Raw genomic sequence first — 25,462 nt, 5'->3', positions numbered from 1 at the left:
TGGTAAAAAGTGGCCGACTATGATAAATTGGTAAGGTATAGTTAGACCTATTAGACCTATTCGATAGGTAGGAGGCAAATTCGTGTATAACTTTTTAATGACCTGTATCTTAATTGTCGCTGTGTTGATCATCATCGCAGTCATGATGCAACCAGCCAAAACGAACGACGCATTATCCGCTTTATCTGGTGGTGCGGATGATTTATTTGCTAAGGCCAAGCCCCGTGGGTTTGAAGCTTTCATGCAAAAGGTCACAGTTGTTTTAGGCGCCCTGTTCTTTGGGCTGGCAATGGCTTTAGTTTATCTATCTTCACACTAGAGTAAAATGTAGGCCCTCCTGTTTTTCGGTACAGGGGGCTTTTTTACAGAATAATGTTAATATTGCGGAAAGTGGTGGTTTTACATGATTCGAAAACCAGCCCCGCTCTTCTTTGAAGAGGGGCCTAACGCAGTGATCTTACTGCACGCTTATTCCGGAAGTTCCAATGACATGCGCATCCTGGCGCGGCGCTTACAGAGCGAAAATTACACCGTGCTGGCGCCCATCTTTACCGGCCACGCGACCGGGGACCCCGCCGACATTTTGCGGTTAGGGTCGCCCAAGCAGTGGTGGCAGGATACGCAAGCCGCCATTGCCAAGTTGCGGCAAAGTGGCTATCAGCGGATCGCCATCTTTGGTTTGTCGCTCGGCGGGCTCTTTGCGACCCGGGCCCTGCAGGAATACCCAGAGTTGTTGGGTGGTGGGACGATTGCCTCCCCCGTCATCTTCCGGGGACAGACCAACGTACCGGCGTCGTTCATTCAAATGGCGCAGGCAACTTACCGGGAGCAAAACATTACTGGCGCTGACCAAGCGCAACGGGTGGCCTGGTTAAAGGACCACTTGGATGCCCAACTGACGGCGATCCAAGCGTTTACGGACACGACAGCGACCCATTTAGACCGGATCAAGCAACGCGTCTTCATTGCCCAAGGGGACCAAGATCGCATGATCGACCCCCGTTCGGGTCAGTGGTTAGCGGACGCCTATCCGGCCAATCAAACAGATTTTCATGAGTACGCCGGTGCCGGGCACGTCTTGACGGTCAATTCGGCGCACCACGACTTAGAAACGGACATTTTAGCTTATCTCCAAACAATCTTTTAAATAACGAGGAATCGATAGTGCAAGATAATACATTGAAAACAGACTTAACAGCTTTCTTCCGGGCGCATTCGGAACAAAGCTACACAGTAGAAGACATTTCTGACGCACTCCATTACCACGGTTCAGCGGCTTTCAAGCTGATCGTGCAGGAGTTAGCGCAGTTGGAACGTGACGGGCTGGTCCAAGTGACCGACCACGGGCATTTCCAATTGGACCCTAGCCAACGGGTCTTGACCGGGATTTTCCACGGCAATGACAAGGGCTTTGGTTTCGTGGCATATGACGAAAACAAGATCGAACCGGACGCTTATATTGCACCCGACAACACGTTGCGGGCATTGAATGGCGATACCGTTAAGATTGAAATCATTCGGGCGGGTGATCCGCGCAGTGGCAAGGGGCCTGAAGGTAAGGTCACCGAAATTGTGGAACACCACTACGAACAAGTCGTCGGTGAATTTTTCAAGACTGATGATGACAACGGCTACCTAGGCCAAGTACGCTTGACTGACAAGAAGGTCATGAAGTACAAGTTCTACGTGACTGCCGTTGGGTTGAACCCCACACCGGGTGAAGTGGTGACCGCAGAAATCACCGAATACCCGAGCGCTGAACATCCCGACGCCATGGTGGGGATCGCCAAGCAGGTCATCGGGAGTGTGGATGACCCCGGAATCGATATTTTACAAATCGTGTACCAACACAACATCCCATCCGAATTCCCTGAAGAGGTCATGCAGGCCGCCGATGAGATTCCGGATCACGTCTTGCCAGAAGAAATGGCCGGTCGTGAAGACATCACTGACCAAGACCTGGTCACCATTGATGGCGAGTCATCTAAAGACTTGGATGACGCCGTTACGGTGTGGAAATTACCGAATGGCAACTACCACTTAGGGGTCCACATTGCCGACGTTTCCCACTACGTCAAGGAAGATTCCATCCTGGACAAGGAGGCCTACAAACGGGGGACCAGTGTCTACTTGACCGACCGGGTGATTCCCATGTTGCCACGGCGTCTGTCCAACGGCATTTGTTCCTTAAACGAGGGCGAATTGCGGTTGTGCATGAGCTGTGACATGGAAATCGATGAATCCGGGAACGTGGTCAAGCACCGGATCCACCCATCTGTCATGCGTTCCAAGGCGCGGATGACCTATACTGCCGTTAACCAAATCTTGGAAGCCCACGACCCCGTTACGATGGACCGTTACAAGTCCCTCGTACCAATGTTTGAAGCCATGGGCGAGTTGCACAAGATCTTGGTCAAGCACCGGAAGCGGCGTGGGGCCATTGATTTTGACGACCGCGAAGCCGAAATCATCGTCGACGACAAGGGTCACGCCATTGACGTGAAATTGCGGACGCGTGGTGTGGCAGAACGGATGATTGAATCCTTCATGTTGGCGGCCAACGAAACCGTAGCGGAACACTACTTCCGCGCCAAGGTCCCATTCTTATACCGGGTCCACGAAACGCCAGATGGCGACCGGGTTCGCAGCTTCTTCGAATTCTTAACGGCCTTCGGGATCAACGTTAAGGGCGATCCGAATCATTTGCGGCCAAAGATGTTACAAGGCATCTTAAAGCAAGTTGCTGGTAAGCCGGAAGAAGCCATGGTTTCCGTGATGATGTTGCGGAGCCTCAAGCAGGCGCGTTACGCTGATCAATCCTTAGGTCACTTTGGGTTGGGTGCGGAATTCTACACCCACTTTACGTCACCAATTCGGCGGTACCCAGATACCATGGTGCACCGGATGATCCATTACTACGAAGACCACGGTACCGGCCAGGCTAGCAAAGAAAAATTTGCGCCGATCCTGGAAGAAATCGGGGTCCACACGTCTGAAATGGAACGGCGCTCGATCGACGCTGAACGGGATACCAACGACATGAAGATGGCTGAATACATGGCTGACCACGTCGGCGAAGAATTTGACGCCGTCGTTAGTTCCGTCATGAAGTTCGGGATGTTTGTCGAATTGCCAAACACCATCGAAGGGTTGATTCACATCAGCCGAATGAAGGACGATTACTACGAATACGTCGAAAAGTACCTGGCCTTAGTCGGGCGCAATACGCGGCGGACGTACCGGATCGGTCAAGAGATTCGGGTCAAGGTCGTTCACGTCGACAAGGAACAAAGTGAAATCGACTTTGATTTATTGAATCCAGAAAGTGCCCCAACCAGTGACTTATTGCCACACCGCGAACACCGGTCACGTGGCGGTAATTTCCACGGGCGGAACAACAATAACCATGGGAACAACAACCATGGTGGGGGTAACCGGAACGGTGGCAACCACCGCAACGGGAATCAACGATCAACGAATTCACGCGGCAACAACCAGCACCGCGGCAACAACCACGGTGGCGGCCAACACCGCAACAATTCACAAGGTGATCGGCACTAAGCGAGGTGACTGAACTTGGCGAAGAAAAAGACCAAGAAAACACCAGATAACGTTTTAGCTCAAAACCGCAAGGCGCGACACGACTATGCGGTCACGGATACGATCGAGGCGGGGATCGTCTTGACCGGGACCGAGATCAAGTCACTGCGCGCCCGGCGCGTTAATCTGCAAGACGGCTTCGCCCAAGTGCGCAACAACGAGGCCTGGTTGATGAACGTGCACATCAGTGAGTATGTGCAGGGCAATCGGTTCAATCACGATCCGTTGCGTAACCGGAAGCTATTGTTGCACAAGAAGGAAATCCGGCGTTTGGGACAAGCTACGATGGACAAAGGGGTCACCCTGATTCCGTTGCGGATGTACCTGAAGCACGGGTTTGCCAAAGTGTTGATTGGCGTCGCCCACGGGAAACGAGAATACGACAAGCGTGAGACCATTAAACGACGGGAACAAGACCGTCAAATTGCGCGGGTCATGAAGCGTTACTAGTCAAAAACGGAGGGGATAGTTGAACTTGGTTAGTTCGGCTACCCTCTTTTTACATAAAAATAGGAATTGGTATTTTGGGAGGTTAATTAGGATGACAACAACACCAAAGATTCAAGTAACGGACCTGCACAAGGCGTTTGGTGACAACGAGGTTTTGAAGGGCATTGATCTCAGCGTGCAATCCCAAGAAGTGCTGTGTTTGATTGGACCATCGGGTTCCGGGAAGAGTACCTTTTTACGCTGCTTGAACGGGCTGGAAAAGGTCACGAGTGGCACGGTCCTGGTGGAAGGCCAACGGGTTGGTGACCCCAAGGTCGATTTGAACCAGATTCGGGAGAACATTGGCATGGTCTTTCAACATTTCAATCTGTTTCCCCACTTATCGGTCTTGCAAAACGTCACGCTGGGTCCCGTGCAACTGAAGGGCTTGAGCAAGGCGGACGCGAAAGTGCGGGCCGAGAAGTTGCTGGCGCAGGTGGGGTTGGCGGACAAAGCCGACGCAATGCCGCATTCCTTATCCGGTGGGCAACAGCAACGGGTCGCCATTGCCCGAGCGCTGGCCATGGAGCCCGAGATCATGTTGTTTGACGAACCCACGTCGGCACTGGACCCCGAAATGGTCGGGGATGTCTTGCAGGTCATGCAGGATTTGGCCGAAGGCGGGATGACGATGGTGGTCGTGACCCACGAAATGGGCTTCGCCAAGAACGTGGCTGACCGGGTCGCCTTCATGGATGATGGCATCATCCAAGAGGCGGGGACCCCCAGTGAGGTGTTCGACCACCCGCAGAATCCGCGGACACGGGAATTCTTGAATAAGGTGTTGAACGTGTAAAAAGGCCGACAGCGGTGGTATGAGTGACTGCTGCAGTTAAGTGAATCTGTGGTAGGAACACGTCTGAGACAATCGTCTCGGATGTGTTTTTTTAGTTAACCGAAAAAACCGTGAATCCACTGGTGACGGGAGTCTTGGCCGCTGGTTAGCCTCAATATTATCACTTGATAAAAATTGCGAGTAAAAGTAGTTGGAAATGTTAATGAATCGTGCTATTATATGACAGGTGAATATGGTAACTAGTATACAGATTAACTTTCATCAACCGAGACAACTGACATTTGTTAAGGACGATAAGGAAATTGACACTAGCACCAGCAGAATAGAAGACGGTTGTTAGACATTGACTAGGCGGCAACCGCTGCGCACATCCACTTTTTTTAAAGCGCTTACTGTCACGGTGAGACGCTGCAAGGTAAATCGCTACACGTTGAGGGGGGCTAACCATGAAATGGCAAGCAGCAACACTACTTTTAGGATTAACGATTGGCATGGGTCAACCGGTCAGTCAAGTGATCACGCCGCACCAACCGGCCGTCATCACTGCTAAGGCCGCAGCGACCGATGAGATTCAGTATCAAGGCGACTATGGCACTGTTCACTGGTATTTGACGACGGCGGGGGACTTGCATTTAGGGGCAGGGACTTTGCCGGATACAGCAATGAATATGGATAATATTGGGCAGTTCAACACCCAAATTGCGTTGAAGCAAGGAATAAGCGACCCTACTGAGACGGAGACCATGGCAGTTGGAAAGTTAGTCAAGCGGGTTATTCTTGATGGAACGGTTAAAACTGCGGCTAATGCTGGGGCCCTTTTCAGTGAAATGCCGAATGTCCAAGAATTTGTAAACTTGAATCAGTTGGATACTTCTGCGGCGACGGATATGCACAGTATGTTTTATCAGGATAGTGCAGTGACCAGCCTGGATGTCTCTAACTTTGATACGAGTCAGGTGACGCAAATGTTTGGGATGTTTGGTGGAGCGTCATCATTGGTAGATCTGGACGTGTCTAATTTTAATACAGATAATGTTGATAGTGCTTCCACAATGTTTTCGGGAACAACAAATTTAACTGAAATTGACTTTAAAAATGGGACGTTCAATAATGTGAACAATGTGGGGTTCATGTTCGCAAATTCAGGTGTTGTGAAACTTAATTTAGAAAAATTTGCACCACCAGCTGGCTTTGCCGGATACGCGATGTTTAATTTTGCAGATACGAATCACATTCAACAACTTACGCTAGGCCCGGATGGCCGCTGGGTGTCTAATCCGCATTTAAACAACGCTCCGGAAACACCAGGTGAATTTACCGGCTTATGGCAAGCGGTCGGGTCGGGAACTCTCCAGAATCCGTTAGGCCAAGTGTTTGAGACGGGTAAAGCCATTACTGATTTGTACAATGGCAAAGACAATCCTACCGAGGTTGAGACCTATGTCTGGCAACCCGTCAATCGGGTCGTCGAACCCACGACGCCACCAATTACACCGCCAACCGTCAGTCAAGCCCAGCCGGTGACGGTCCGTTATCTGGACGGTCAGGGGCAACAACTAGCCGATGACCAGGTCTTAACCGGTAACGTGGGTGAGACCTATCAAGCCAACCAGTTGACCTTTGCGGGTTACCGGCTGAGCCGGACGGAAGGCGCGGCCACCGGGACGTTTACCGATTGGGCGCAAACAATCACCTTCCATTACCAACGCGACTTATCGTCCGGTGGTAGCGCGGCGGGCGTTGCGCCAGTGGCCAGCGTGGTCTATGCCACCAAGAAGATTGGGCTGTATTCCGGGAAGAACTTTAGTAAGAAGACCGTTAAGCATTGGTACAGCAAACAAAAGCGGACTAAGCGGCCAATGTTTGTGGTGACCGGTATCGCCGAATCCAAGCAGGGCAATCTGCGCTACAAGGTCCGTGATGTGAACCACCACTCAAAGACGGCTGGGAAGACCGGGTACATCACGGCCAAGACCAGCTATGTCGCACCGGTTTACTACGTGAAGAAGCAAGCCAAGATCAAGGTACTGGCATCCGGGCTCAACGGCTACCGGCAAAAGTCACTGAAGACTAAGGTCAAGCATTACCGTAAGGGCCAAGTGCTCAAGGTCAAGAAGATCGTGTCTCACAACAAGACCACCCGCTTCCAGTTGACCAACGGCCAGTACGTTTCCGCCAATAAGAAATTGGTGATTGTGCCGTAAAAAATGTCATTTAAAAATAACCATCCAGCTAGACGTTAGGTCTGGTTGGATGGTTATTTGTTTGCGAGATTTTTGAATGATAGATGCGATAGTGGTTGAAGACACCGACAATCAGGAGATCGAATCGTGCCGTCGGTCAGCATTTTCGGCAGATGACCGATGACGTTATACTGGTTGTCGCGGATATTCACTACCGTAGCCGAGAGTTCGCTAGCTATGAGTTCAGCCGTGGGAGTTTCCTTAGCGGCAACGCCGGTTAGGAAACTGGCGTCTTTGAGACGCGTTCTTCGGCTCAAAGCGAGGCGCCGAGACCGCTCTTTGGCTCGGCCCGTCCGCCCACAGCGTACCGACTCATAGCTAGCGAACGGTAAGGCGGCCAGCGCCAGTCGTGTTGCGTTACCGCCGCCGGTCGTCGTTGGTGTGGAACTGGGCGATGTTACCGGCCGCGGGGGCCCAGGCGTGGTTGCGCAACGGGTTGAAGGCCTTGGACTGATGTTTGGCCCAACGGTCGAGAATTGCGGCTAGGCAAATCACCAACGCCTCGTGGTCCTGCTGGTCGATGGCCAAAGCGATGGTGCCGCCACCGGACTGGCTGACCTGGTCGATGGTCGCAATTAAGTCACGTCCATGATAAATTTTAAAATGACCGCTGTTTAAGTTGCCCATGATGATCCAATTTAACCCACGGACGAATAAGACCTCGCGAATCACGCCGAAGGTCTTGGCGACGCGGCCGACCGTTTGCCGGTGGTAAATCAGCCGAAAGCGGGGGAGTAACCCCAAGGATTCCTGCTTGACCTCGGCCTCGAGGGCCCCGGCAATCGTGTAGACGGATAAAACGTCGGCGCGCAGTCCCCATTTGCCGACTAACAGATAGCGAGATTGATTGTCCGTATCGCGGATCACGGTCGTGGCCTTGGCCGATAGCGCGGCCTGATTGAGATACAGTGTACGCATGGGGACCCTCCTTTTCGTGGCTAACCAGCATTTCGTTAGTTCCATTCTAACATGTTTCACAAGAAGTCGTTCGATAATATCATTTAGCCAAGCATTATGATAGAATAAAAGGCGAGGTGTTGGGAATGAAACCGTTTATTCATAATGACTGGTGGCCGGTGCTCGAGCCCGAGTTTGCGCAAGATTACTATCAAGAGCTGCGTAAATTTCTGGTCGAAGAGTATCAGCACTACCGTATCTACCCGGACATGTATCACATTTTTACCGCGTTCGAGTGGACGCCATTTAGTCAGGTCAAGGTGGTTATCTTGGGGCAAGACCCGTACCACAATCCTGGTCAGGCGCACGGCTGTAGCTTTTCGGTTCTACCGGGAACGCCGATTCCGCCGTCATTACAGAACATTTATAAGGAACTAGAGAGTGACCTGGGCATCAAGCCCGTCCACCACGGTTATTTAGAAAGCTGGGCCAAGCAGGGCGTCTTACTGTTGAACTCCGTGTTGACCGTGCGGGACGGCAAGGCCTTTTCCCACCGTGGAAAGGGCTGGGAACGCCTGACTGATGTGGCCATTGCCAAATTATCGGCGCGGCCAGAACCGGTGGTGTTTATCCTGTGGGGTAGCGCCGCGCGGTCCAAGATCAGTCTGATCGATACGCAAACCAATATCGTGTTACAGGCGCCCCATCCAAGTCCGTTATCCGCCTACCGCGGCTTCTTTGGGTCCAAACCATTTTCCAAAACCAACATCGCACTGACATCATTAGGTGAAACGCCCATCGACTGGCAGCTCCCAGAGCACGTCACCGTCGACGAAGGGCCGCACTCAGCATCTAACCAAGCATAAGTTGCAAGAGAATTGATTCGTGGGATATTTTATGGAGGTCATTATCTATGGAACTTTTTGATAGTCTTAAGCAAAAAATCAATGGACAACACAAAACCATCGTTTTCCCTGAAGGAGAAGATGCTCGGGTCTTAGGCGCCGCTAGTCGGTTAGCCGCTGACGGCTTGATCAAATCCGTGGTGCTCGGTAAGCAAAGCGACATCGAAGCCACTGCCAAGGATAACAACATTGACCTGAGCCCAGTGACCTTACTGGACCCTGAAGCCATTCCAGCTGACCAACACAAGGCGATGTTAGATGCCCTGGTTGCACGGCGGAAGGGGAAGAATACCCCAGAACAAGCTGCTGAAATGTTAAAGGACCCGAACTACATCGGGACCATGATGGTCTACATGGACCAAGCAGACGGCATGGTTTCTGGTGCCGTTCACGCCACCGGTGACACGGTTCGGCCAGCCCTGCAAATTATTAAGACCAAGGAAGGCGTTCACCGGATCAGTGGGGCCTTCATCATGCAAAAGGGTGACCAACGCTTCGTCTTCGCCGACTGCGCCATCAACATCGAATTGGACGCGGCTGGCATGGCCGAAGTTGCCGTTGAAAGTGCCCACACGGCCAAAGTCTTTGACATTGACCCGAAGGTTGCTTTGTTGAGCTTCTCAACGAAGGGCTCTGCCAAGGGTGACATGGTCACCAAGGTCCAAGAAGCCACGAAGATTGCGCACGAAACGGCGCCTGACTTGCCATTAGATGGTGAATTACAATTCGATGCTGCCTTCGTCCCAAGTGTTGGGGCCCAAAAGGCACCGGATTCCAAGGTTGCCGGTCACGCCAACGTCTTTGTCTTCCCAGAATTACAATCCGGGAACATTGGCTACAAGATTGCCCAACGCTTTGGTGGCTTTGAAGCCATCGGCCCAATCCTGCAAGGCCTGAACAAGCCCGTTTCTGACTTGTCTCGTGGCTGCAACGAAGAGGACGTTTACAAGGTTGCTATCATTACCGCAGCCCAATCACTCTAACGATCATTTCTTGGACACAAATGATTTGTTAAATTAAAAGATACCCGGATTGCTATTTATCAGCAGTCCGGGTATTATTTAGTCTGTTGAGAAAAGTTTGAAAGTCTAATTAAAGGGGAAAGCAAGTATGTTTGAAACGACCGTAACGAGTCCGGAACAAACCAAGGCGTTGGGCCAAGCATTGGCCCCCGCTCTGCAACCACGAGATGTCATCTTACTCGATGGGGACCTGGGGGCCGGCAAGACGACCTTTACCAAGGGGCTGGCCCTGGGCCTAGGCATTAAGCGCAACGTGAAGAGCCCGACCTTTACGATTATTCGGGAGTACCAGAGTGGCCGCATCCCCCTGTATCACATGGACGTGTACCGCCTGGAAGACGGGAGCGGCGATGAGTTGGGGCTGGATGAGTACTTCAACGGGGATGGCGTGAACGTGATCGAATGGTCACAGTTTATTGCCGATGAATTGCCCGCCCAGTACCTGCGAATCATCTTTAAACGTGACGACGCCGCCGGGGAGAATCAACGCAAATTGACGTTTGAACCAGTCGGCGCCCGTTTTGAAAAAATCGTACAGCAGTTGGAGGATAGCCAAAAATGAGTGAGGAAGTCGCGATTCGCCTACCAAATTCGGCCGACGCCAAGCCGCTACTAGCGCTGCTCGATCGGCTGCAACAAGAAAGCGATACGTTTACCCTGGCCGACGCCGATGACCCCATCACGCCGGCACAAGAGGCCGACCAATTGAGTCAAATCACCCAAAGTCCGCGGCATTTATTGCTGGTGGCCAGTTTGGGAAAACAGCTACTGGGCGTGTGCTCCATTACGCCCACGCCGCAGGGCAATGTCGGTGAACTGGGCATTGCCGTGGAGAAGGCCTATTGGCACATGGGCATCGGCACGGCCTTGGTCGACGAGGCGCTGTACTGGGCCAAAACCGCCAGTGCGCTTCAGGCGGTCGGTCTCATCGTGCAGACCCGCAACGTGGCGGCGATGAAACTGTACCAAAAGCTCGGCTTTACCCGGACCGCCACGCCGCCGAAGCTGGTCACCGATGATGACGGTGAACAGGTCACGGCGGTGGAAATGGTCTACCACATTGCAGCACAACACTAGCTCGGTGATGACCGGGCTTTTTTTACGGCCATGAAAGCGGTATCCTGGACCTAAAGCACTTTTGCTTTTGAGGAGGATCCGTATGTATCAAGCAAATGAACAGCGTTATCAAAAAATGTTTTATAATCGCGTGGGGGACAGTGGGTTAAAGCTGTCGGCTATTGGTCTGGGACTGTGGAACAACTTTGGCAGCGTCGACGCCTACGCCACCCAAAAGGCCATCGTCCACCAGGCGTTTGATTTAGGAATCACTTATTTTGACCTGGCGAACAATTATGGACCGGAACCGGGCAGTGCCGAAACCAATTTTGGCAAAATGTTGGCGACGGACCTGAAGCCTTACCGGGATGAATTGGTCATCGCCAGCAAGGCTGGTTACGTGATGTGGCCGGGGCCATACGGCAATTGGGGGTCGCGCAAGAGCATCATTGCCAGCGCTGACCAGAGCTTACGGCGAACCGGGCTGGACTATTTTGACATTTTCTACAGTCATCGGGCCGACCCGCAGACCAACCCTGAGGAGACGGCCCTGGCGCTCGACCAGCTGGTGCGCTCCGGCAAGGCGTTGTACGTGGGATTGTCCAACTACAGTGGTGCACAGATCAAGGTGATGGCGGGCATTTTCCGGGACTTACATACACCATTTATCATCGACCAGCCGCGCTACAACCTCTTGAATCGACAGATCGAAACGGACGTTTTGCCCGAACTGACGGCGGAAAAGAAGGCGGCCGTTAGTTTCAGTTCGCTGTGCCAAGGCTTATTGACCAACAAATACCTGCATGGGATTCCTGCCGATTCACGGGCCATGAAGGCGACCATTCCGTTCCTGCATCCCGCGCAAGTCGAACAGACGCTGGGGACCATCAAGCGGCTCAACGATGTGGCGGCCAACCGGAACCAAAGCCTGGCGCAAATGGCGTTGGCGTGGAACCTCCGTCAGCCAGCCATCGCCAGCGTCTTGATTGGTGCCAGCCGGCCGGAACAGGTCGTGGCCAACGTGGCGGCGTTGGCGCATCTAGACTTCAGCGCGGCCGAGCTGCAGACCATCGACGACATTTTAGCCGCCCAAGCCCCCATCGACTGGTCGGCTAAGGACTAACGCTTTTGCTGTCCGCCTTACTGTCCGCCTTACCGTTCGCTAGAGATGAGTGGGCACGCTGACCACCAAGTTGGCTAAACCAGTCGCCTACGCCTGCCAGGGGTTCCGCCTGCTATGGGGGCCGCCTCCAGCCTGAGAAGCGGTCTTCCGGCTCGCTTTGAAGCCTGTCAAGAACCGCCAGTCTTCAAAGTCGCCCCACGGTGTAACCTGGCCCAAAACGCCAGCTAACACCGTCGACACAGCTGGCTCCACCCCTGGCATTCTCCGGCAAGGTTGTGGGTTGTCGGGGACGTTGTGTGAGCCCGACTTTCCGCCTGACGTTGTTTAGCTGTGTCGTTGGTAGTGCCAGCAAAAGACGATTCGTGAGTCCGTTCAGTACCAATACGTGTTGGTCGGTAAGTGGCCGGTTCTATCTACGTTGTCAGGAATGACGGTGTCCTGACACCTAAAATTGATGAAACTAGGCGTCTGCGTCAGGCTAGGGTGGGGAACACCTCCAGCCTGAGAAGCGGGCTTCCAGTTCGCTTGAAAGCCTGGAAAAGCCCGCCAGTTTCACAAGTCGTCCCGCGCTGTAGGCTGAGACAAAACCTCAGCTAACACCGTCGCCCCAGCTGCGGCCATCCCTGGTTGCCTCCAGCAAGTTGACGGCTATCAGTAACACTGTGTTAATTAATGAATAGTCGTCAATGCAGCTACTATCTGAGGTTAAGCCGACTGGTTCTGGTAAGCACTACCGTAGCCGAGAGTTCGCCAAATATGGGTTCAGCCGTGGGAGTTGCCTTAGCGGCGTGGTTCATGCCGCTTAGGCAACTGGCGTCTTTGAGATGTGGTCTGCGGCTCAAAGCGAGGTGTCGAGACCGTCCTTTGGCTCGACCCGTCCGCCCTCAGCGTTCCAACTCATCTCTAGTGAACGGTAAGGCGACCAGTCGGCACCAGTGTTAAGAGAACCACCAATTTTAGACCATCAGAAAAACCCGTAACCCAGCAGGATTGCTTACTGCTGAGCTACGGGTTTTATGTGTCTAAAGCTAAGCCGTGACCTTCACGAACGACTTCAACGGTTGGGTGCCGAAGTGGTTGGCTTCGTACAACAGAATGTTGGCGCAAGCCAGGCTGTCGTCCAACGCGTTGTGATGGTGGTGTAAGTCGATGTTTAATTCATTACAGACCGTGTCCAGCTTGTGGTTCGGAAATTCCGGGAAGAACTTCTGGCTGGTCTTGACCGTGTCTAACGTCAGGTAGCGGGCTGGCGGCAGGTTGTAGTGCTCCAGACTGCTGCGCAAGACGCCGTTGTCAAACGGGGCGTTGTGGGCAATCACGAGCCGGTCGCGTTGGAAGAAGGGGGCGACGTGCTCCCAGACTTCCGGAAAGGTCGGCGCGTTGGCCACGTCGCGTTCGTGGATGCCGTGAATCTGGACGTTACGCCATAAGAAGTCCGTGTCCGGTTTGATCAACGAATAAAACTCATCGACGACTTGGCTGTCGCGGACGATGGTCAGAGCTAATGAGCAGGCACTGTAGCGTTTGCCGCTCGCAGTTTCAAAATCCATGGCAACAAAGTTCACTGAAGCATCTTCCTCTCTTAATGGCGGGGTTAGACGGTCAGTCCGTCTACGTCAAGTTCAACGGGACAGTGGTCCGACCCCATGATTTGGTCTAAAATATCAGCCTTTTGCAGTTGTGGTTGGAGCCGATTGCTGGTGATGAAGTAGTCGATGCGCCAGCCGGCGTTGTTATCGCGGGCGTGGAACCGGTAGCTCCACCAGGAATACCGGTCGGTGGCGTCGGGATTGAAGTAACGGAAGGTATCCGTAAAGCCGGCCGCCAAGAGGTGCGTCATTTTTTCCCGTTCGTCATCGGTAAAGCCAGCGTTCTTGTGATTGGTCTTGGGATTACGCAGATCAATTTCGGTGTGGGCCACGTTCAGGTCACCACAGAAAATGATGGGTTTCTGCGCGTCTAACTTTTGGATAAAGGCCAGAAAGGCTTTCTCCCAGCCCATCCGGAAGTCCAAGCGCTTCAAGCCACTCCCGGAATTCGGTGTGTAACAGGTTAACACATAGAAGTCGGGATATTCCAGTGTGATGGCCCGGCCTTCGTGGTCGAAGTCGGGCGCATCAATGCCGTAGATGACGTTCAGCGGCTTGTGCTTGGTAAACAACGCCGTGCCGGAGTAACCCTTGCGCTCGGCGTAGTTCCAGTATTGGTAGTAGCCTGGTAGATCTAAATCAATTTGACCTTCCTGCAGCTTGGTTTCCTGGACCCCGAAGAAGTCGGCGTCGAGGTCCTGAAAGGTCTCGCCAAAGTTCTTTTTCACAATTGCGCGTAGCCCGTTTACGTTCCAAGAAATAAATTTCAATTTTCGCACCTCCACTAACTGGTTTTAGTATACCAGAAATGTTAGATTTTGCTTTGATTGATGCGTTCATTCCCGGTTGTTGGCGGATTCATGGTAAAATAGGACTATTGACCTAAAGCCGGCTGGCTACGCGCGTTCAGCACGGGCCTGCGCCGCCCATTTTGGCAAAATAACCAGGTCAGAAATACGCAATTTCGTTGGTGAAGACCGGTAGTTAGACGGCCCGCCAGCCCAAACCGTGCACGGCATCCATGACCGCCACGGAGAAAATTTTTTGGTGAAACGAGAGGATACATGATGATGGCAGATATCACAACGGCTTTTCCAGCAATTGAAATTTTACGGCACGAGCCGTTAGCGCACTTTACCCATACAAAAACGGGGGGACCAGCGGACTACTTGGCCTTTCCCACAAACATTCAAGAAACCAAGTCCCTGTTGGCGTATGCCAATGAATCCCACTTGCCCGTGACGGTGGTGGGCAATGCCAGCAACCTGATCGTCCGCGATGGCGGTATCCGGGGGCTGGTCATGATTTTAACGAAAATGAACCAAATCACTACGGACGGGCAAACGGTGACGGCCGAAGCGGGGGCGTCACTGATCAAGACGACTCAGGTCGCCCAGGCCCACGCTCTGACCGGGTTGGAATTTGCGGCCGGAATTCCCGGCAGTGTTGGTGGGGCGGTCTTCATGAACGCTGGCGCTTACGGCGGTGAGATCAGCGAAGTGGCCTTCTCCGCGGAAGTGTTGACCACGGACGGCGAGATTCGCACGCTGAACCAAGATGAATTTGACTTCGGCTACCGGCACAGCTCGATTCAAGACTACAACGACATCGTGTTGAGTGCGACCTTTGCGTTGAAGCCGGGGAATGGCCAAGCGATTCAAGCCCAAATGGACGACCTGAATGCACGGCGGGCGGCCAAGCAGCCATTGGATCTGCCTTCTTGTGGGAGTGTCTTCAAGCGCCCAACCGGCCACTACACCGGCCAACTGATTCAAGAAGCTGGTCTGCAAGGCCTCAAGTGGGGTGGCGCGCAAGTTTCCACCAAGCACGCTGGGTTCATCGTCAACATCGACCACGCGACGGCCACCGATTACCTGGAACTGATTCACCACATTCAAGCGGTGATTTGGGAAAAGGACCAAGTCAAGTTGGAAACGGAAGTGCGGATCATCGGTGAAGCACCCGTTACAGAACACTCAAAGTAAGTCTTAATTAAAAGGGGGAACCTTATGTGCCTATAGTTGAAGCAGTGATCCTGTTGATCGTGTTAGTGTTGCTCTCTAATATTATCAGTCACTACCTCACGTTTATTCCAGTCAGTTTGATTCAAATTGCACTCGGGCTGATCGTGGCCCTAGTCTGGCAATTTGAAGTGCCACTTGAAACGGACTGGTTCTTGCTCCTATTCATCGCCCCGTTGCTGTACAACGATGGGCGGCGCTTTCCCAGACGCGAGCTCTGGCGATTGCGGGGGCCGATTTTTGCCAATGCCATCTGGCTGGTCTTTTTGACCACGATTTTAGGTGGCTTTCTGATTTATGAATTGATTCCAAAAATGCCCTTCACCGTGGCGCTGGCGCTGGCGGCCATTTTGTCGCCGACCGACCCGGTGGCGGTGCAGTCGATTTCCAAACAAGCCAAGCTGCCGGATAGCCTCTTGCACCTGGTCAGTGGGGAAAGCCTCATCAACGATGCCAGTGGCCTGATTGCCTTTAAATACGCGATCGCAGCGACGGTAACCGGGGCCTTCTCCCTGGGGACCGCGGTCGGCGACTTCTTTTACATCAGTATTGTTGGCTTTTTGTCCGGGTTGATCTTCATGACGGCGATTCAGCTGTTGATGGATATCTTACGCCGTCAAGGCATCGATGACGTGATCTTTAACACGGTCCTGCAGATTGCCACGCCGTTTGTGGTTTATCTGGTCACCGAAGAGATCACCCACGCTTCCGGCGTAATTGCCGTGGTGACGGCCGGTGTGCTGTACCACGCCCGGGAGAACCGTATCGTGGAAGACTCGCCCGAATTAAAATTGGTGACGGAAAAAGTTTGGGACATTATTATTTATTCCTTGAACGGGATTGTTTTCGTCATTTTGGGCATCGAATTGCCGGTCGCCACGTCTAAGGTCATCAAGGGCGGGCAGTTTAACACCTGGCAAGCGCTGTTCTTCGCCTTTATGGTCTGGCTGATCATCGTGGTCATTCGGACCGTGTGGACGTACGGCTACGTGCTGTTTGAACGTCTCAACCACAAGGAACAGGCGGATAAACCGGGACTGCGGATGTCGATTTTGTCCGGGTTATCCGGTGTGCGGGGGGCCGTCACCATGGCCGGGGTGCTTTCCGTGCCCATGACGATTGCCTCCGGCGCGAGCTTTCCGACGCGGTCATTGATGTTGTTCGTGGCGTCGGGGGTCATCATCATCAGTTTGGTGGCCGCGACGGTGACCTTGCCACTGATTTCCACGTCAGGCCAACCCTTGCAGACGCGGGCCAGTGCCAGTGATGAAAATGCCAACCAGGTTGATTTGGACGTCGACGGCGAAGAGATTCCCAACGAAGAGGTCCGGCAGATCAGCGAAGACGAGGCACGGGCCTACATCATGCGCCTGGCCATCTCTAAAATCGAGGAGTTGCGCCGGCCCAATAATCAGCGGGCCGCCTACGACCTAATTTTAGACTACCAGTTCGTCATTCGCCGCTTGGAAATGAATTACCGGGCGGATACGGCCATGCAGAAGGTCTTGGAAGATGAAATCAAGTTGCGTGAGGTCACGCTAGATGGCGAACGCGCGTCGTTAAAGGAACTGCGGAAGGGTGAGAAGATCACCCAGACCAGTTACGTTGGGGCCATTCGGCGAATCGAAAACATGGAAAGCCGCTTGACCCAAGTCACGGGTCACACCATGCCCAGCGTCCTGCGTTACTGGCGCGTCTTTTTCAAGCACATGTTCCGCAACGCGGCCTACTGGCTGCATTCCGAGGACACCGACCGCCTGCACGCGGAAAACAATCTGATTGAGCGTGAAACGTCCAAGGCGGCCATCAAGGCGCTGTCGCATTATCTGGCCAGTTCCGACGTGGACGAAACGCAATTTGACAACCAGGCTGTTTACCACCTGCTGGTCCAATATCGGAACCGTATCGAGCGGGCCAAGGCGGAAACGGCGCCGGACCACGAGGAACAGTATCAACACCAGGTCGAAAAGCTGCGGGTCCGCGCACTGGGGGCCGAACGAACGGGGATTCAAAACCTACTGGAGGCCGGCAACATCACCTGGAACATGGCCTCGCATTTGCGCCAGTACGTCAACTATTCCGAAAACGTTCTGGTCATGTCGCTGAACGGCGAAGAAGGCTAGTTGGCGCCCCTGACGGTTGGGTGAGCTGGCCGATTGACGGTTTTCTGACACCTAAAATTGGTGAAACCAGGAGCCTGCGTCAGCCAAGATTCCGCCTGCTCTGGGGAACGCCTGCAGCCTGAGGGACGGTCTTCCGGCTCGCTTGCAAGCCTGACACAAATCGCCAGTCTTCCAAGTCGTCCCACGGTGTAGGCTGAGAAAAAACCTCAGCCAACACCGTCGACACAGCTGGCTCCACCTTGGCTGCCTCCGGCAAGTTGGCGCACGTTTCAGCCATGAGGCCACTTTGAGACACCCCAGCGTTCAATTCTTATTCGGCGAGTGGTAGGCGGCCAATTGCCGCTATGACGTGGTCAATCCTAACGCCATAAGTCGCACGGTAACCATGATCTTAGCCAATTTGTGGCTTTCAACCATCAGTTAAACATGAAGTAAAAAGTGATCACCACTCAGATTGGGCAGTGATCACTTTTTTTACTGACTATCTTCAGGTTGACATGAAATTAATGCGTTGATTCCCGGAATAGCAGCATTTTTGCCAATAAAACTAGTGAAACCGGAAGCTTACGTCAGTCAGATGTTCCGGTTACTGGGAGGGAAACCGCCAGCCCGGGAAACAGGTTGCCGGTTCACCAGGTAGCCTGGTTATATCACGATTTTTATCCGACGAGTTGATAATCAGTAACACGGTGACGGTAGGCGGCCAGTTGTCACTATGAAGCTGTAAGCGACTAATCCCAACGCTATGGGTTGCAGAGTAAATGCTTGGCAGAATTTTGGCTTGTCAGGTATCAAAAAAGTTGTGGGCCATCGGAGATGGGACCACAACTGGGATTGGTTTTATTTAGGCGGCGTCGGCGACCTCGCGATTGCTCATGATGAGGTACAAGATCCAGTAACAGAACAGCTGAATCAGCGTCATCAAGCCCACGAAGACCCACATGTTGGGCGTCCACATGTTCATCAGCGGACGAATGAATTGTTCGGGATTGAGAAACAGGTACACCGTGTGGATTCGTAAGAAGCGGCCAATGTACAATCCGACCGATGTCAGGAAGGTCAGGACCAAGACGACGCAGACCCGGGCAATGCCATTATCTTTGGCCAACCGGTGGGTGATGGCCTGGCTGACGTGATTGAGGCTCCAGAAGCCCAGAAACGAACAGCTGATGGCACTAATGATCATGTAGGTGAAGTAGATCCACAAATGCGGCGTGACCCGCAGCAGGCCGCTCACGGCGTAAGGCTGCAACAGCGACAGGTGAAAGAGGTCAGTCAGCAAGTACGGCGCGTTGGGGTAAAAGAGTAGCCACAAGACGACTAGTGGCCAAAATAGCCAGCCACGCGGACGTTTATTGCCCAGGTGAAAGCTCAACTCGATGGGGATGGCCCCCAGAAAGGTATTTAGGACTAAGAAGGAAAACGGATCCTTGGCGCGGAAAAAGAGGAAGACTAACCACGCCACAAAAAAGATGCGGATTTCCCACCGGGCTCGCCGTTTCATTACCATCACCAATCCTTTCACAAACTACTACCTTTATTTTACAGCGTTCGCCTGGTAAACGAACAGAATATGACTTCTATCTTAGCAGATTATTAAGAGAAAAATAAACGCCACCGCGCACTTTAAGGAATCCGTAAGTTTTGCAACTGACGTAACGACTTTCGCGGAATCGGGCGTAAACAGGGCGAAATGTCAGCGGTGCCGTGCTATAATGAAATTTGAATTCAATTTGGAAGGAGCAAATCATGAACCTAGATTGGGGAAATCTCCTAACTATCGGTAATCTGGTTAACCTTCTCGACATTCTTGTGGTGTGGTTCGTCATCTACGAGTTGATCGTGATGCTGCGGGGAACGAAAGCCATTCAGCTTTTCCGGGGTGTCATCTTAATTCTGATTGTCCGCTTTGTCAGTGCCTACATGGGGCTGAACACGGTGTCGTGGTTGGTCGACCAAGTGATCAACTGGGGCGTTATTGCCATTATTATTGTGTTTCAACCGGAAATCCGGCGGGGGTTGGAGCACCTCGGCCGCGGGTCCTTGTTTGTGCGGGTGCGTCATGAAAATGAGGCGGCCAACAAGATGATTGAGGGGCTCGATAAGGCGATTCAGTACATGTCCAAACGCCGGATTGGGGCGCTGATGACGATTCAGCGCGACACCGGACTAGAGGACTACATCGAAACGGGGATCGATTTGGACGCGGAATTGACCGGTGAATTACTGATCAATATCTTTATTCCCAACACGCCGTTACACGATGGGGCCGTGATCATTCGCGACAACCGCATTGCCGTGGCTGCAGCGTACCTGCCGCTATCGGAAAGCAATTTGATTCCCAAGGAATTGGGGACGCGTCACCGGGCCGCCGTGGGGATTTCTGAAGTCACGGATGCCTTGACCATCGTCATTTCTGAAGAAACGGGTGAGGTCTCCATCACCAAGAACAACGAGCTGTTGCGCGGCTTAACGCAGACCGATTACCTGAAGTTCTTACGTAACGAGCTGGTCAACGATGAGGCAACGGACACGAACAATGTCTTCTTGAAGGCGTTGGACTGGTTCGATCAACGGTTCAGAGGGGGGCGGCGTTAATGAAAAATGAACGTTACACCACGTGGCTATATCGGATTCTCGCCCTCATTTTAGCGATTCTGTTGTTCTTTTACGTCAACAGCACCAAATCGTCCAATAGTGGGTCGTCGACCAGCAGCACCAGCAACAACACGTCGCTGACGGCAACCAAGACGATGACGGTGTCGGTACCGCTCCAATTAAATGTGAACAGTAACAAGTATTTCGTGACGGGGTATCCCTCCAAGGTCAAGGTGAAGCTCAAGGGCCCCTTGGCGTTGGTGACCACCACGGCGAATACGCAAAATTTTAAGGTGTACGCCGCGCTGAGTGACCTGGGCGTGGGCAAACACACCGTGACCCTGCATCAGGAAGGCCTGAATCACGAGATTGATTCGACGATTTCGCCGGCGAAAATTTCGGTGGACATTGAACCGCGGCGAACGGTTTCATTCCCGGTCAAGGTTCGGTATAATAGTCAAAACATCGCGTCCGGGTATAGTGCGGGCAAGGCCACCTCGGATACGACCACGGTCAAGGCGACCGGGGCTGCCAACGAGATTGCGCGCGTCAAGCAGGTCGTGGCCCAGCTGACGGTGCCGGCCAACACCAAGAAGACGGTCAAGAGTCAAGCCGTGATCGAAGCGTTGGACAGCAGTGGCAAGACGGTCAACGTCATTTTGACGCCGTCGACCACGACCGTGAACCTGCCCGTCACGTCGGATGGGGAAGGCAAGAAGGTCAACGTCAACCTGTCCGGCAAGAATGGCAGTAGCGACATGTCGTACACGATGACGGCCAGTCCCAAGCAGGTGATGGCCTACGGAAGTTCGAGTCAATTAAGTAAGCTCGGCAGCAGTGTGACGGCATCGGTCGATTTGAGCGACATCACTAAAAAGACGACCAAGACAATCACCCTGGACGCCGATGAAAACAATGTGACAGCCATTGATCCCACCACCATTAAGGTGACGGTCAACGCAACAAGTAAATAAACCAACAAACAGATTGAGAAATGAGGAATTTTGACATGAAGTATTTTGGAACTGATGGTGTGCGGGGCGTTGCGAACCAAGATTTGTCACCCGAATTAGCGTTTAAAGTCGGCCGGTTTGGCGGCTACGTCTTGACCCAACACGCCGATAGCGATAACGCTCACCCCCAAGTCTTAGTGGCCCGCGATACCCGAATCTCCGGGCAATTGCTGGAAAACGCCTTGGTGGCTGGATTACTGTCCGTCGGTATCGAAGTCCTGCGCTTGGGTGTCATCACCACGCCTGCCGTGGCCTATTTGGTCCGGACGCAGGGTGCTGCCGCGGGGGTCATGATCACGGCCTCCCACAACCCCGTTGAATACAACGGCATCAAGTACTTTGGGAACGATGGCTACAAGTTATCCGACGAAATGGAAGAAGAAATCGAAGCCCTGTTGGATGCGCCGAGTGATGATTTACCACGGCCAACCACGGATGGCTTAGGCACCGTGGAGGATTACTCTGAAGGTAGCCAAAAGTACATCCAATTCCTGGAACAAACGATTGCGGACGACCTGGACGGCTTACATATCGCGGTCGATTCCGCTAACGGGGCCACCAGTGGGCTGGTTTCGCGGCTGTACGCGGATTTGAACTTGGACTTCGACACGATTGCCACGACGCCCAACGGCCTGAACATCAATGATCAAGTGGGCTCGACGCATCCGGAACAATTACAAAAGTTTGTGGTCGAAAAGGGTGCCCAGATCGGGCTGGCCTTTGACGGCGACGGCGACCGGTGCATTGCGGTCGATGAGGATGGCAACATCGTCGACGGTGACAAGATCATGTACATTTGCGGCAAGTACATGGCGGAACATGGGCGTCTGAAGAAGGACACCATCGTGACGACCGTCATGAGTAACCTGGGGATGTACAAGGCCATGGCGGCGCACGACTTGAAGTCCGTCAAGACCAAGGTCGGTGACCGGTACGTGGTTGAAGAAATGCGCAAGTCCGGCTACAACCTGGGCGGCGAACAATCCGGGCACATTGTGTTCTTGGACTTCAACACGACCGGGGACGGCCTGTTGACCAGTTTACAATTACTGCACATCTTGAAGGTCACGGGCAAGAAGCTGTCTGAATTGGCAGCCGACGTCAAGACCTACCCGCAAAAGTTGGTCAACGTGAAAGTGGCCGACAAGCAAGCGGCCTTGGAGAACCCCCAAGTCCAAGCCATGATTGCGACGGTTGAAAAAGAAATGAACGGCGACGGCCGGGTCTTGGTACGGCCTTCCGGGACTGAACCGCTGTTACGGGTGATGGCGGAAGCCCCAACCGAAGAAACGGTGGCCGGTTACGTGGATCGCATCGCGGATGTGGTCCGGGCCGAAGTTGGCGTGGAATAAAGCAGAACCAGCAGGATTGATGACTCAGCAATGTGAGCCGCCAATCCTGTTTTGCTGTCAGAGTGAGCCAATAGGCGGTTAACTGGCGAGCATTAACGGTACTGGGCAGATAATCCTGATTTTGGATTATTGGACAAGTAGTGTTAAGCGGAACCAGTTGCCTGTTGGCGCACGTTTCGGCTATGAGGCCACTTTGAGACGCGACTTTCGGCTCAAAGCGAGGTGTCGAGACCGCCCTTTGGCGCGGCCCGTCCGTCCCAGCGTGCCAACTCATCTTGGGCGCGACTGTAGGCGGCCAGCTAATGCCATGTGATGGCAAACGACTAATTTCAAAAGCGGTGAGATGCCCGGTTTTCAGGCGCAAAAGCGGGGGAAATTCACCCCAATTTTTGTATTGAATAACTTGATAGACCGGTTTAAGATTTTCTGATTGACAACCTTGGATAAAGGCTGTAAAGTATAGTCATTCAGAGATTGTTTTCATAAGATTTCAGTCTATACCAATTTCTGAGAAAAGGGATTCATTTCGCTAATCAAACTATCCGACCCGGCCGGTTTACCGGAATTGGTGTCGAGCAAAGGAAGATATTACTATGTGTGGAATTGTTGGTGTTACGGGGAACGACAACGCCGTTAAGATCTTAGTTGACGGTTTACAAAAATTGGAATACCGGGGTTACGATTCAGCCGGTATCTACGTTAACGACCAAAAGGGACAGGACTACTTGGTGAAGACCAAGGGCCGGATCTCCCAATTGCGGGCGAAGATTACGCCTGACGTGCACGGTTCCACGGGGATTGGGCACACGCGTTGGGCCACTCACGGGGTTGTGAGCGTGGACAATGCGCACCCACATTTTTCAAACGACAACCGGTTCTACCTGGTCCACAACGGTGTGATCGACAACTTCCAAGAATTAAAGGCGCAATACCTGAGTGATGTGCCATTCAGAAGCCAAACGGATACGGAAGTCGTTGTGCAATTGATTGACAAGTTTGCCGTGGAAGACAATTTGGATGCAAAGCAAGCCTTCTTGAAGACGCTGAGCTTGTTGAAGGGGTCATCTTACGCCTTCTTGATGATGGACCGCGAACAACCTGATACGTTATTCGTTGCCAAGAACAAGAGCCCACTGTTGATTGGGGTCGGCGACGGCTTCAACGTGGTCTGCTCCGATGCTTTGGCCATGTTACGGCAAACGCACGACTTCTTGGAATTGATGGACGGCGAAGTGGTGACCATCACGCCAGACAAGGTCGCCATTCAAGACGCCAACGGGCAACCCGTTGAACGCAAGACCTTCCACGTTGACATGAACCCTGACGAAGCAGACAAGGGGACTTACCCATTCTACATGCTGAAGGAAGTCGACGAACAACCGAACGTGATGCGGAAATTGGCCCAAACTTACCTGTCAGAACACGGCGAACCCGAAATTGATGACAAGTTATTGAAGGCCATGCAAGCAGCTGACCGGCTCTACATCGTGGGTGCTGGGACCAGTTACCACGCCGGTTTGATTGGCAAGCGCCTGTTTGAAAACCTGGCCCACATCCCAACGGAAGTCCACGTGTCCTCCGAATTTGCCTACGAACAACCAATGTTGTCAGAAAAGCCATTCTTCATTTTCCTGACGCAATCCGGGGAAACGGCCGACAGTCGTGAAGTGCTGGTCAACGTCAACGACGCGGGTTACCCAAGTCTGACCATCACCAACGTGCAAAACTCCACGTTATCACGGGAAGCCACTTACACGCTGTTACTGCACGCCGGTCCAGAAATCGCCGTGGCCTCAACCAAGGCCTACACCGCGCAAATCGCGCTGGAAGCCATTTTAGCCAAGGCGTTGGGTGAAGTGACGGGACAAATCATTGCCCAAAACTTTAACGTTCGTCAACAATTAGGTTTGGTGGCAACGGGGATGCAAGCCATCGTCGACGAAAAGGACAAGCTGGAAAAGATTTCCAACGACTACTTGATGAAGACCAACCGGGCCTTTTACATCGGTCGTGGCATCGACCACGCCGTTTCCTTGGAAGCCGCTTTGAAGCTGAAGGAAATCTCTTACATCCAATGTGAAGGCTTTGCTTCCGGCGAATTGAAGCACGGGACGATTGCCTTGATCGAAAAGGGCACGCCAGTCATCGGCTTCATCACTCAGAAAAAGACGGCCGGTTTGACGCGCAGCAACTTGCAAGAAACGATGGCCCGGGGCGCCAAGACCTTGACCATCGTGCGCGAAGGCTTAGCTGTGGACGGCGACGATTTGATCTTGCCAGACGTTGACGAAATGTTGATGCCATTACTGAGCGTGGTACCAGCCCAATTGCTGGCTTACTACACCAGCTTGAACAAGGGCTTAGACGTCGACAAGCCACGGAACCTGGCCAAGAGTGTCACGGTTGAATAAGCATTAATTTAAAAATAAAATTTGGTGGTCACCTCGCAGCCTAGTCTGCGGCGTGACCACCTTTTTTGGCTTGATGCTTGGTGGTGGGGTGGCTGCCAGTTGTTACACGAAAGTGCGCTGAAACGTGGTGAACAGGACCGGTCCGCCCACCGCGTTCCAACTCAGATGGGACGAACGGCAAGGCGGCCAGCACAATCAAAGCACGACTTTGTTCGGTGCAGATC

At 52.9% G+C, this 25,462-nt stretch carries 21 protein-coding genes; 17 read left to right on the top strand and 4 right to left on the bottom strand.

Going from position 1 to position 25,462, the window contains the following annotated elements; translation table 11 throughout:
• Positions 1-82: 82 nt before the first annotated feature.
• From secG to EGT51_RS03540, 6 genes are all read left to right on the top strand, one after another.
• The gene (gene secG / locus EGT51_RS03565) at positions 83-319 is read left to right on the top strand and encodes a preprotein translocase subunit SecG (protein ID WP_125575696.1); all 237 of its coding nucleotides are present in this window, start codon (positions 83-85) and stop codon (positions 317-319) included.
• An 84-nt stretch (positions 320-403) separates the two neighbouring features.
• Positions 404-1,147, top strand: a complete 744-nt coding sequence (locus EGT51_RS03560) for an alpha/beta hydrolase (RefSeq protein ID WP_135367431.1) — start codon at positions 404-406, stop codon at positions 1,145-1,147.
• A 17-nt stretch (positions 1,148-1,164) separates the two neighbouring features.
• Positions 1,165-3,561, top strand: a complete 2,397-nt coding sequence (gene rnr, locus EGT51_RS03555; RefSeq protein WP_135367430.1) for a ribonuclease R — start codon at positions 1,165-1,167, stop codon at positions 3,559-3,561.
• A 15-nt stretch (positions 3,562-3,576) separates the two neighbouring features.
• On the top strand, positions 3,577-4,050 hold the full coding sequence (smpB, locus tag EGT51_RS03550) for an SsrA-binding protein SmpB (RefSeq protein ID WP_125575699.1): 474 nt from the start codon (positions 3,577-3,579) through the stop codon (positions 4,048-4,050).
• A gap of 91 nt (positions 4,051-4,141) precedes the next feature.
• On the top strand, positions 4,142-4,885 hold the full coding sequence (locus EGT51_RS03545; RefSeq protein ID WP_135367429.1) for an amino acid ABC transporter ATP-binding protein: 744 nt from the start codon (positions 4,142-4,144) through the stop codon (positions 4,883-4,885).
• A 446-nt stretch (positions 4,886-5,331) separates the two neighbouring features.
• Complete coding sequence (locus tag EGT51_RS03540) at positions 5,332-7,089, top strand: DUF5776 domain-containing protein (RefSeq protein ID WP_135367428.1); 1,758 nt, start codon at positions 5,332-5,334, stop codon at positions 7,087-7,089.
• Positions 7,090-7,485: 396 nt separating this feature from the next.
• Here the strand turns inward: EGT51_RS03540 and EGT51_RS03535 are convergent, their stop codons facing one another.
• The gene (locus tag EGT51_RS03535) at positions 7,486-8,046 is read right to left on the bottom strand and encodes an LURP-one-related/scramblase family protein (protein WP_135367427.1); all 561 of its coding nucleotides are present in this window, start codon (positions 8,044-8,046) and stop codon (positions 7,486-7,488) included.
• A 125-nt stretch (positions 8,047-8,171) separates the two neighbouring features.
• On the opposite strand from EGT51_RS03535, the gene EGT51_RS03530 reads away from it, so the two are divergent.
• From EGT51_RS03530 to EGT51_RS03510, 5 genes are all read left to right on the top strand, one after another.
• Positions 8,172-8,891 (top strand): uracil-DNA glycosylase, encoded by a 720-nt coding sequence (locus EGT51_RS03530; protein WP_135367426.1) that lies wholly within the window; start codon positions 8,172-8,174, stop codon positions 8,889-8,891.
• Positions 8,892-8,938: 47 nt separating this feature from the next.
• The gene (gene pta, locus EGT51_RS03525) at positions 8,939-9,913 is read left to right on the top strand and encodes a phosphate acetyltransferase (RefSeq protein ID WP_135367425.1); all 975 of its coding nucleotides are present in this window, start codon (positions 8,939-8,941) and stop codon (positions 9,911-9,913) included.
• Positions 9,914-10,040: 127 nt separating this feature from the next.
• A complete protein-coding gene (gene tsaE / locus EGT51_RS03520) occupies positions 10,041-10,514 on the top strand; it encodes a tRNA (adenosine(37)-N6)-threonylcarbamoyltransferase complex ATPase subunit type 1 TsaE (protein WP_135367424.1) in 474 nt (157 codons plus the stop codon).
• Complete coding sequence (locus EGT51_RS03515; protein WP_135367423.1) at positions 10,511-11,029, top strand: GNAT family N-acetyltransferase; 519 nt, start codon at positions 10,511-10,513, stop codon at positions 11,027-11,029. The genes tsaE and EGT51_RS03515 overlap by 4 nt, the downstream gene beginning before the upstream one ends.
• Positions 11,030-11,111: 82 nt before the next feature.
• Positions 11,112-12,131: an aldo/keto reductase gene (locus tag EGT51_RS03510; RefSeq protein WP_135367422.1), complete on the top strand. Its 1,020-nt coding sequence runs from the start codon at positions 11,112-11,114 to the stop codon at positions 12,129-12,131.
• Between the two features lie 1,028 nt (positions 12,132-13,159).
• Here EGT51_RS03510 and EGT51_RS03505 read toward each other — a convergent pair.
• Together EGT51_RS03505 and EGT51_RS03500 are read right to left on the bottom strand one after the other, a co-directional pair.
• Positions 13,160-13,696, bottom strand: coding sequence for a 3'-5' exonuclease (locus tag EGT51_RS03505; RefSeq protein ID WP_135367421.1), 537 nt, complete (start codon positions 13,694-13,696; stop codon positions 13,160-13,162).
• A gap of 29 nt (positions 13,697-13,725) precedes the next feature.
• On the bottom strand, positions 13,726-14,490 hold the full coding sequence (locus EGT51_RS03500) for an exodeoxyribonuclease III (protein ID WP_135367420.1): 765 nt from the start codon (positions 14,488-14,490) through the stop codon (positions 13,726-13,728).
• Positions 14,491-14,784: 294 nt separating this feature from the next.
• Here EGT51_RS03500 and murB point away from each other — a divergent pair, with 294 nt between their 5' ends.
• Positions 14,785-15,705 carry a UDP-N-acetylmuramate dehydrogenase gene (gene murB, locus EGT51_RS03495; RefSeq protein ID WP_135367419.1) on the top strand — a complete coding sequence of 307 codons (921 nt, stop codon included), beginning with the start codon at positions 14,785-14,787 and terminating at the stop codon, positions 15,703-15,705.
• 26 nt (positions 15,706-15,731) lie between these two features.
• Complete coding sequence (locus EGT51_RS03490) at positions 15,732-17,864, top strand: cation:proton antiporter (RefSeq protein ID WP_135367418.1); 2,133 nt, start codon at positions 15,732-15,734, stop codon at positions 17,862-17,864.
• An 844-nt stretch (positions 17,865-18,708) separates the two neighbouring features.
• Here the strand turns inward: EGT51_RS03490 and EGT51_RS03485 are convergent.
• Positions 18,709-19,374, bottom strand: coding sequence for a DUF1361 domain-containing protein (locus EGT51_RS03485; RefSeq protein ID WP_135367417.1), 666 nt, complete (start codon positions 19,372-19,374; stop codon positions 18,709-18,711).
• A gap of 239 nt (positions 19,375-19,613) precedes the next feature.
• On the opposite strand from EGT51_RS03485, the gene cdaA reads away from it, so the two are divergent.
• The 4 genes from cdaA to glmS all read left to right on the top strand — a co-directional run bounded on the left by cdaA (position 19,614) and on the right by glmS (position 25,238).
• A complete protein-coding gene (gene cdaA, locus EGT51_RS03480; protein ID WP_135367416.1) occupies positions 19,614-20,462 on the top strand; it encodes a diadenylate cyclase CdaA in 849 nt (282 codons plus the stop codon).
• Positions 20,462-21,436 carry a CdaR family protein gene (locus tag EGT51_RS03475; protein WP_135367415.1) on the top strand — a complete coding sequence of 325 codons (975 nt, stop codon included), beginning with the start codon at positions 20,462-20,464 and terminating at the stop codon, positions 21,434-21,436. The genes cdaA and EGT51_RS03475 overlap by 1 nt, the downstream gene beginning before the upstream one ends.
• Before the next feature lie 35 nt (positions 21,437-21,471).
• Positions 21,472-22,827 (top strand): phosphoglucosamine mutase, encoded by a 1,356-nt coding sequence (gene glmM / locus EGT51_RS03470; protein WP_135367414.1) that lies wholly within the window; start codon positions 21,472-21,474, stop codon positions 22,825-22,827.
• Positions 22,828-23,420: 593 nt separating this feature from the next.
• Entirely contained in the window at positions 23,421-25,238 is a 1,818-nt protein-coding gene (glmS, locus tag EGT51_RS03465; protein ID WP_135367413.1) for a glutamine--fructose-6-phosphate transaminase (isomerizing), read from the top strand.
• Positions 25,239-25,462: the final 224 nt, after the last annotated feature.

Origin of the sequence: Levilactobacillus suantsaiihabitans (assembly GCF_004745505.1) — a bacterium.
GTDB classification, from domain to species: domain Bacteria; phylum Bacillota; class Bacilli; order Lactobacillales; family Lactobacillaceae; genus Levilactobacillus; species Levilactobacillus suantsaiihabitans.
Note: the sequence above shows the minus strand (reverse complement) of the source record. Positions and strands in the feature narration are given on the sequence as shown.

Excerpts from the sequence above, each read along its gene's own strand:
- cdaA (WP_135367416.1), top strand. The coding sequence starts at position 19,614 with ATGAACCTAGATTGGGGAAATCTCCTAACTATCGGTAATCTGGTTAAC.
- tsaE (WP_135367424.1), top strand. The coding sequence starts at position 10,041 with ATGTTTGAAACGACCGTAACGAGTCCGGAACAAACCAAGGCGTTGGGC.
- EGT51_RS03530 (WP_135367426.1), top strand. The coding sequence starts at position 8,172 with ATGAAACCGTTTATTCATAATGACTGGTGGCCGGTGCTCGAGCCCGAG.
- EGT51_RS03475 (WP_135367415.1), top strand. The coding sequence starts at position 20,462 with ATGAAAAATGAACGTTACACCACGTGGCTATATCGGATTCTCGCCCTC.
- EGT51_RS03545 (WP_135367429.1), top strand. The coding sequence starts at position 4,142 with ATGACAACAACACCAAAGATTCAAGTAACGGACCTGCACAAGGCGTTT.
- EGT51_RS03485 (WP_135367417.1), bottom strand. The coding sequence starts at position 19,374 with ATGGTAATGAAACGGCGAGCCCGGTGGGAAATCCGCATCTTTTTTGTG.
- glmS (WP_135367413.1), top strand. The coding sequence starts at position 23,421 with ATGTGTGGAATTGTTGGTGTTACGGGGAACGACAACGCCGTTAAGATC.
- EGT51_RS03515 (WP_135367423.1), top strand. The coding sequence starts at position 10,511 with ATGAGTGAGGAAGTCGCGATTCGCCTACCAAATTCGGCCGACGCCAAG.
- glmM (WP_135367414.1), top strand. The coding sequence starts at position 21,472 with ATGAAGTATTTTGGAACTGATGGTGTGCGGGGCGTTGCGAACCAAGAT.
- EGT51_RS03560 (WP_135367431.1), top strand. The coding sequence starts at position 404 with ATGATTCGAAAACCAGCCCCGCTCTTCTTTGAAGAGGGGCCTAACGCA.
- murB (WP_135367419.1), top strand. The coding sequence starts at position 14,785 with ATGATGATGGCAGATATCACAACGGCTTTTCCAGCAATTGAAATTTTA.
- EGT51_RS03535 (WP_135367427.1), bottom strand. The coding sequence starts at position 8,046 with ATGCGTACACTGTATCTCAATCAGGCCGCGCTATCGGCCAAGGCCACG.
- EGT51_RS03510 (WP_135367422.1), top strand. The coding sequence starts at position 11,112 with ATGTATCAAGCAAATGAACAGCGTTATCAAAAAATGTTTTATAATCGC.
- pta (WP_135367425.1), top strand. The coding sequence starts at position 8,939 with ATGGAACTTTTTGATAGTCTTAAGCAAAAAATCAATGGACAACACAAA.
- EGT51_RS03540 (WP_135367428.1), top strand. The coding sequence starts at position 5,332 with ATGAAATGGCAAGCAGCAACACTACTTTTAGGATTAACGATTGGCATG.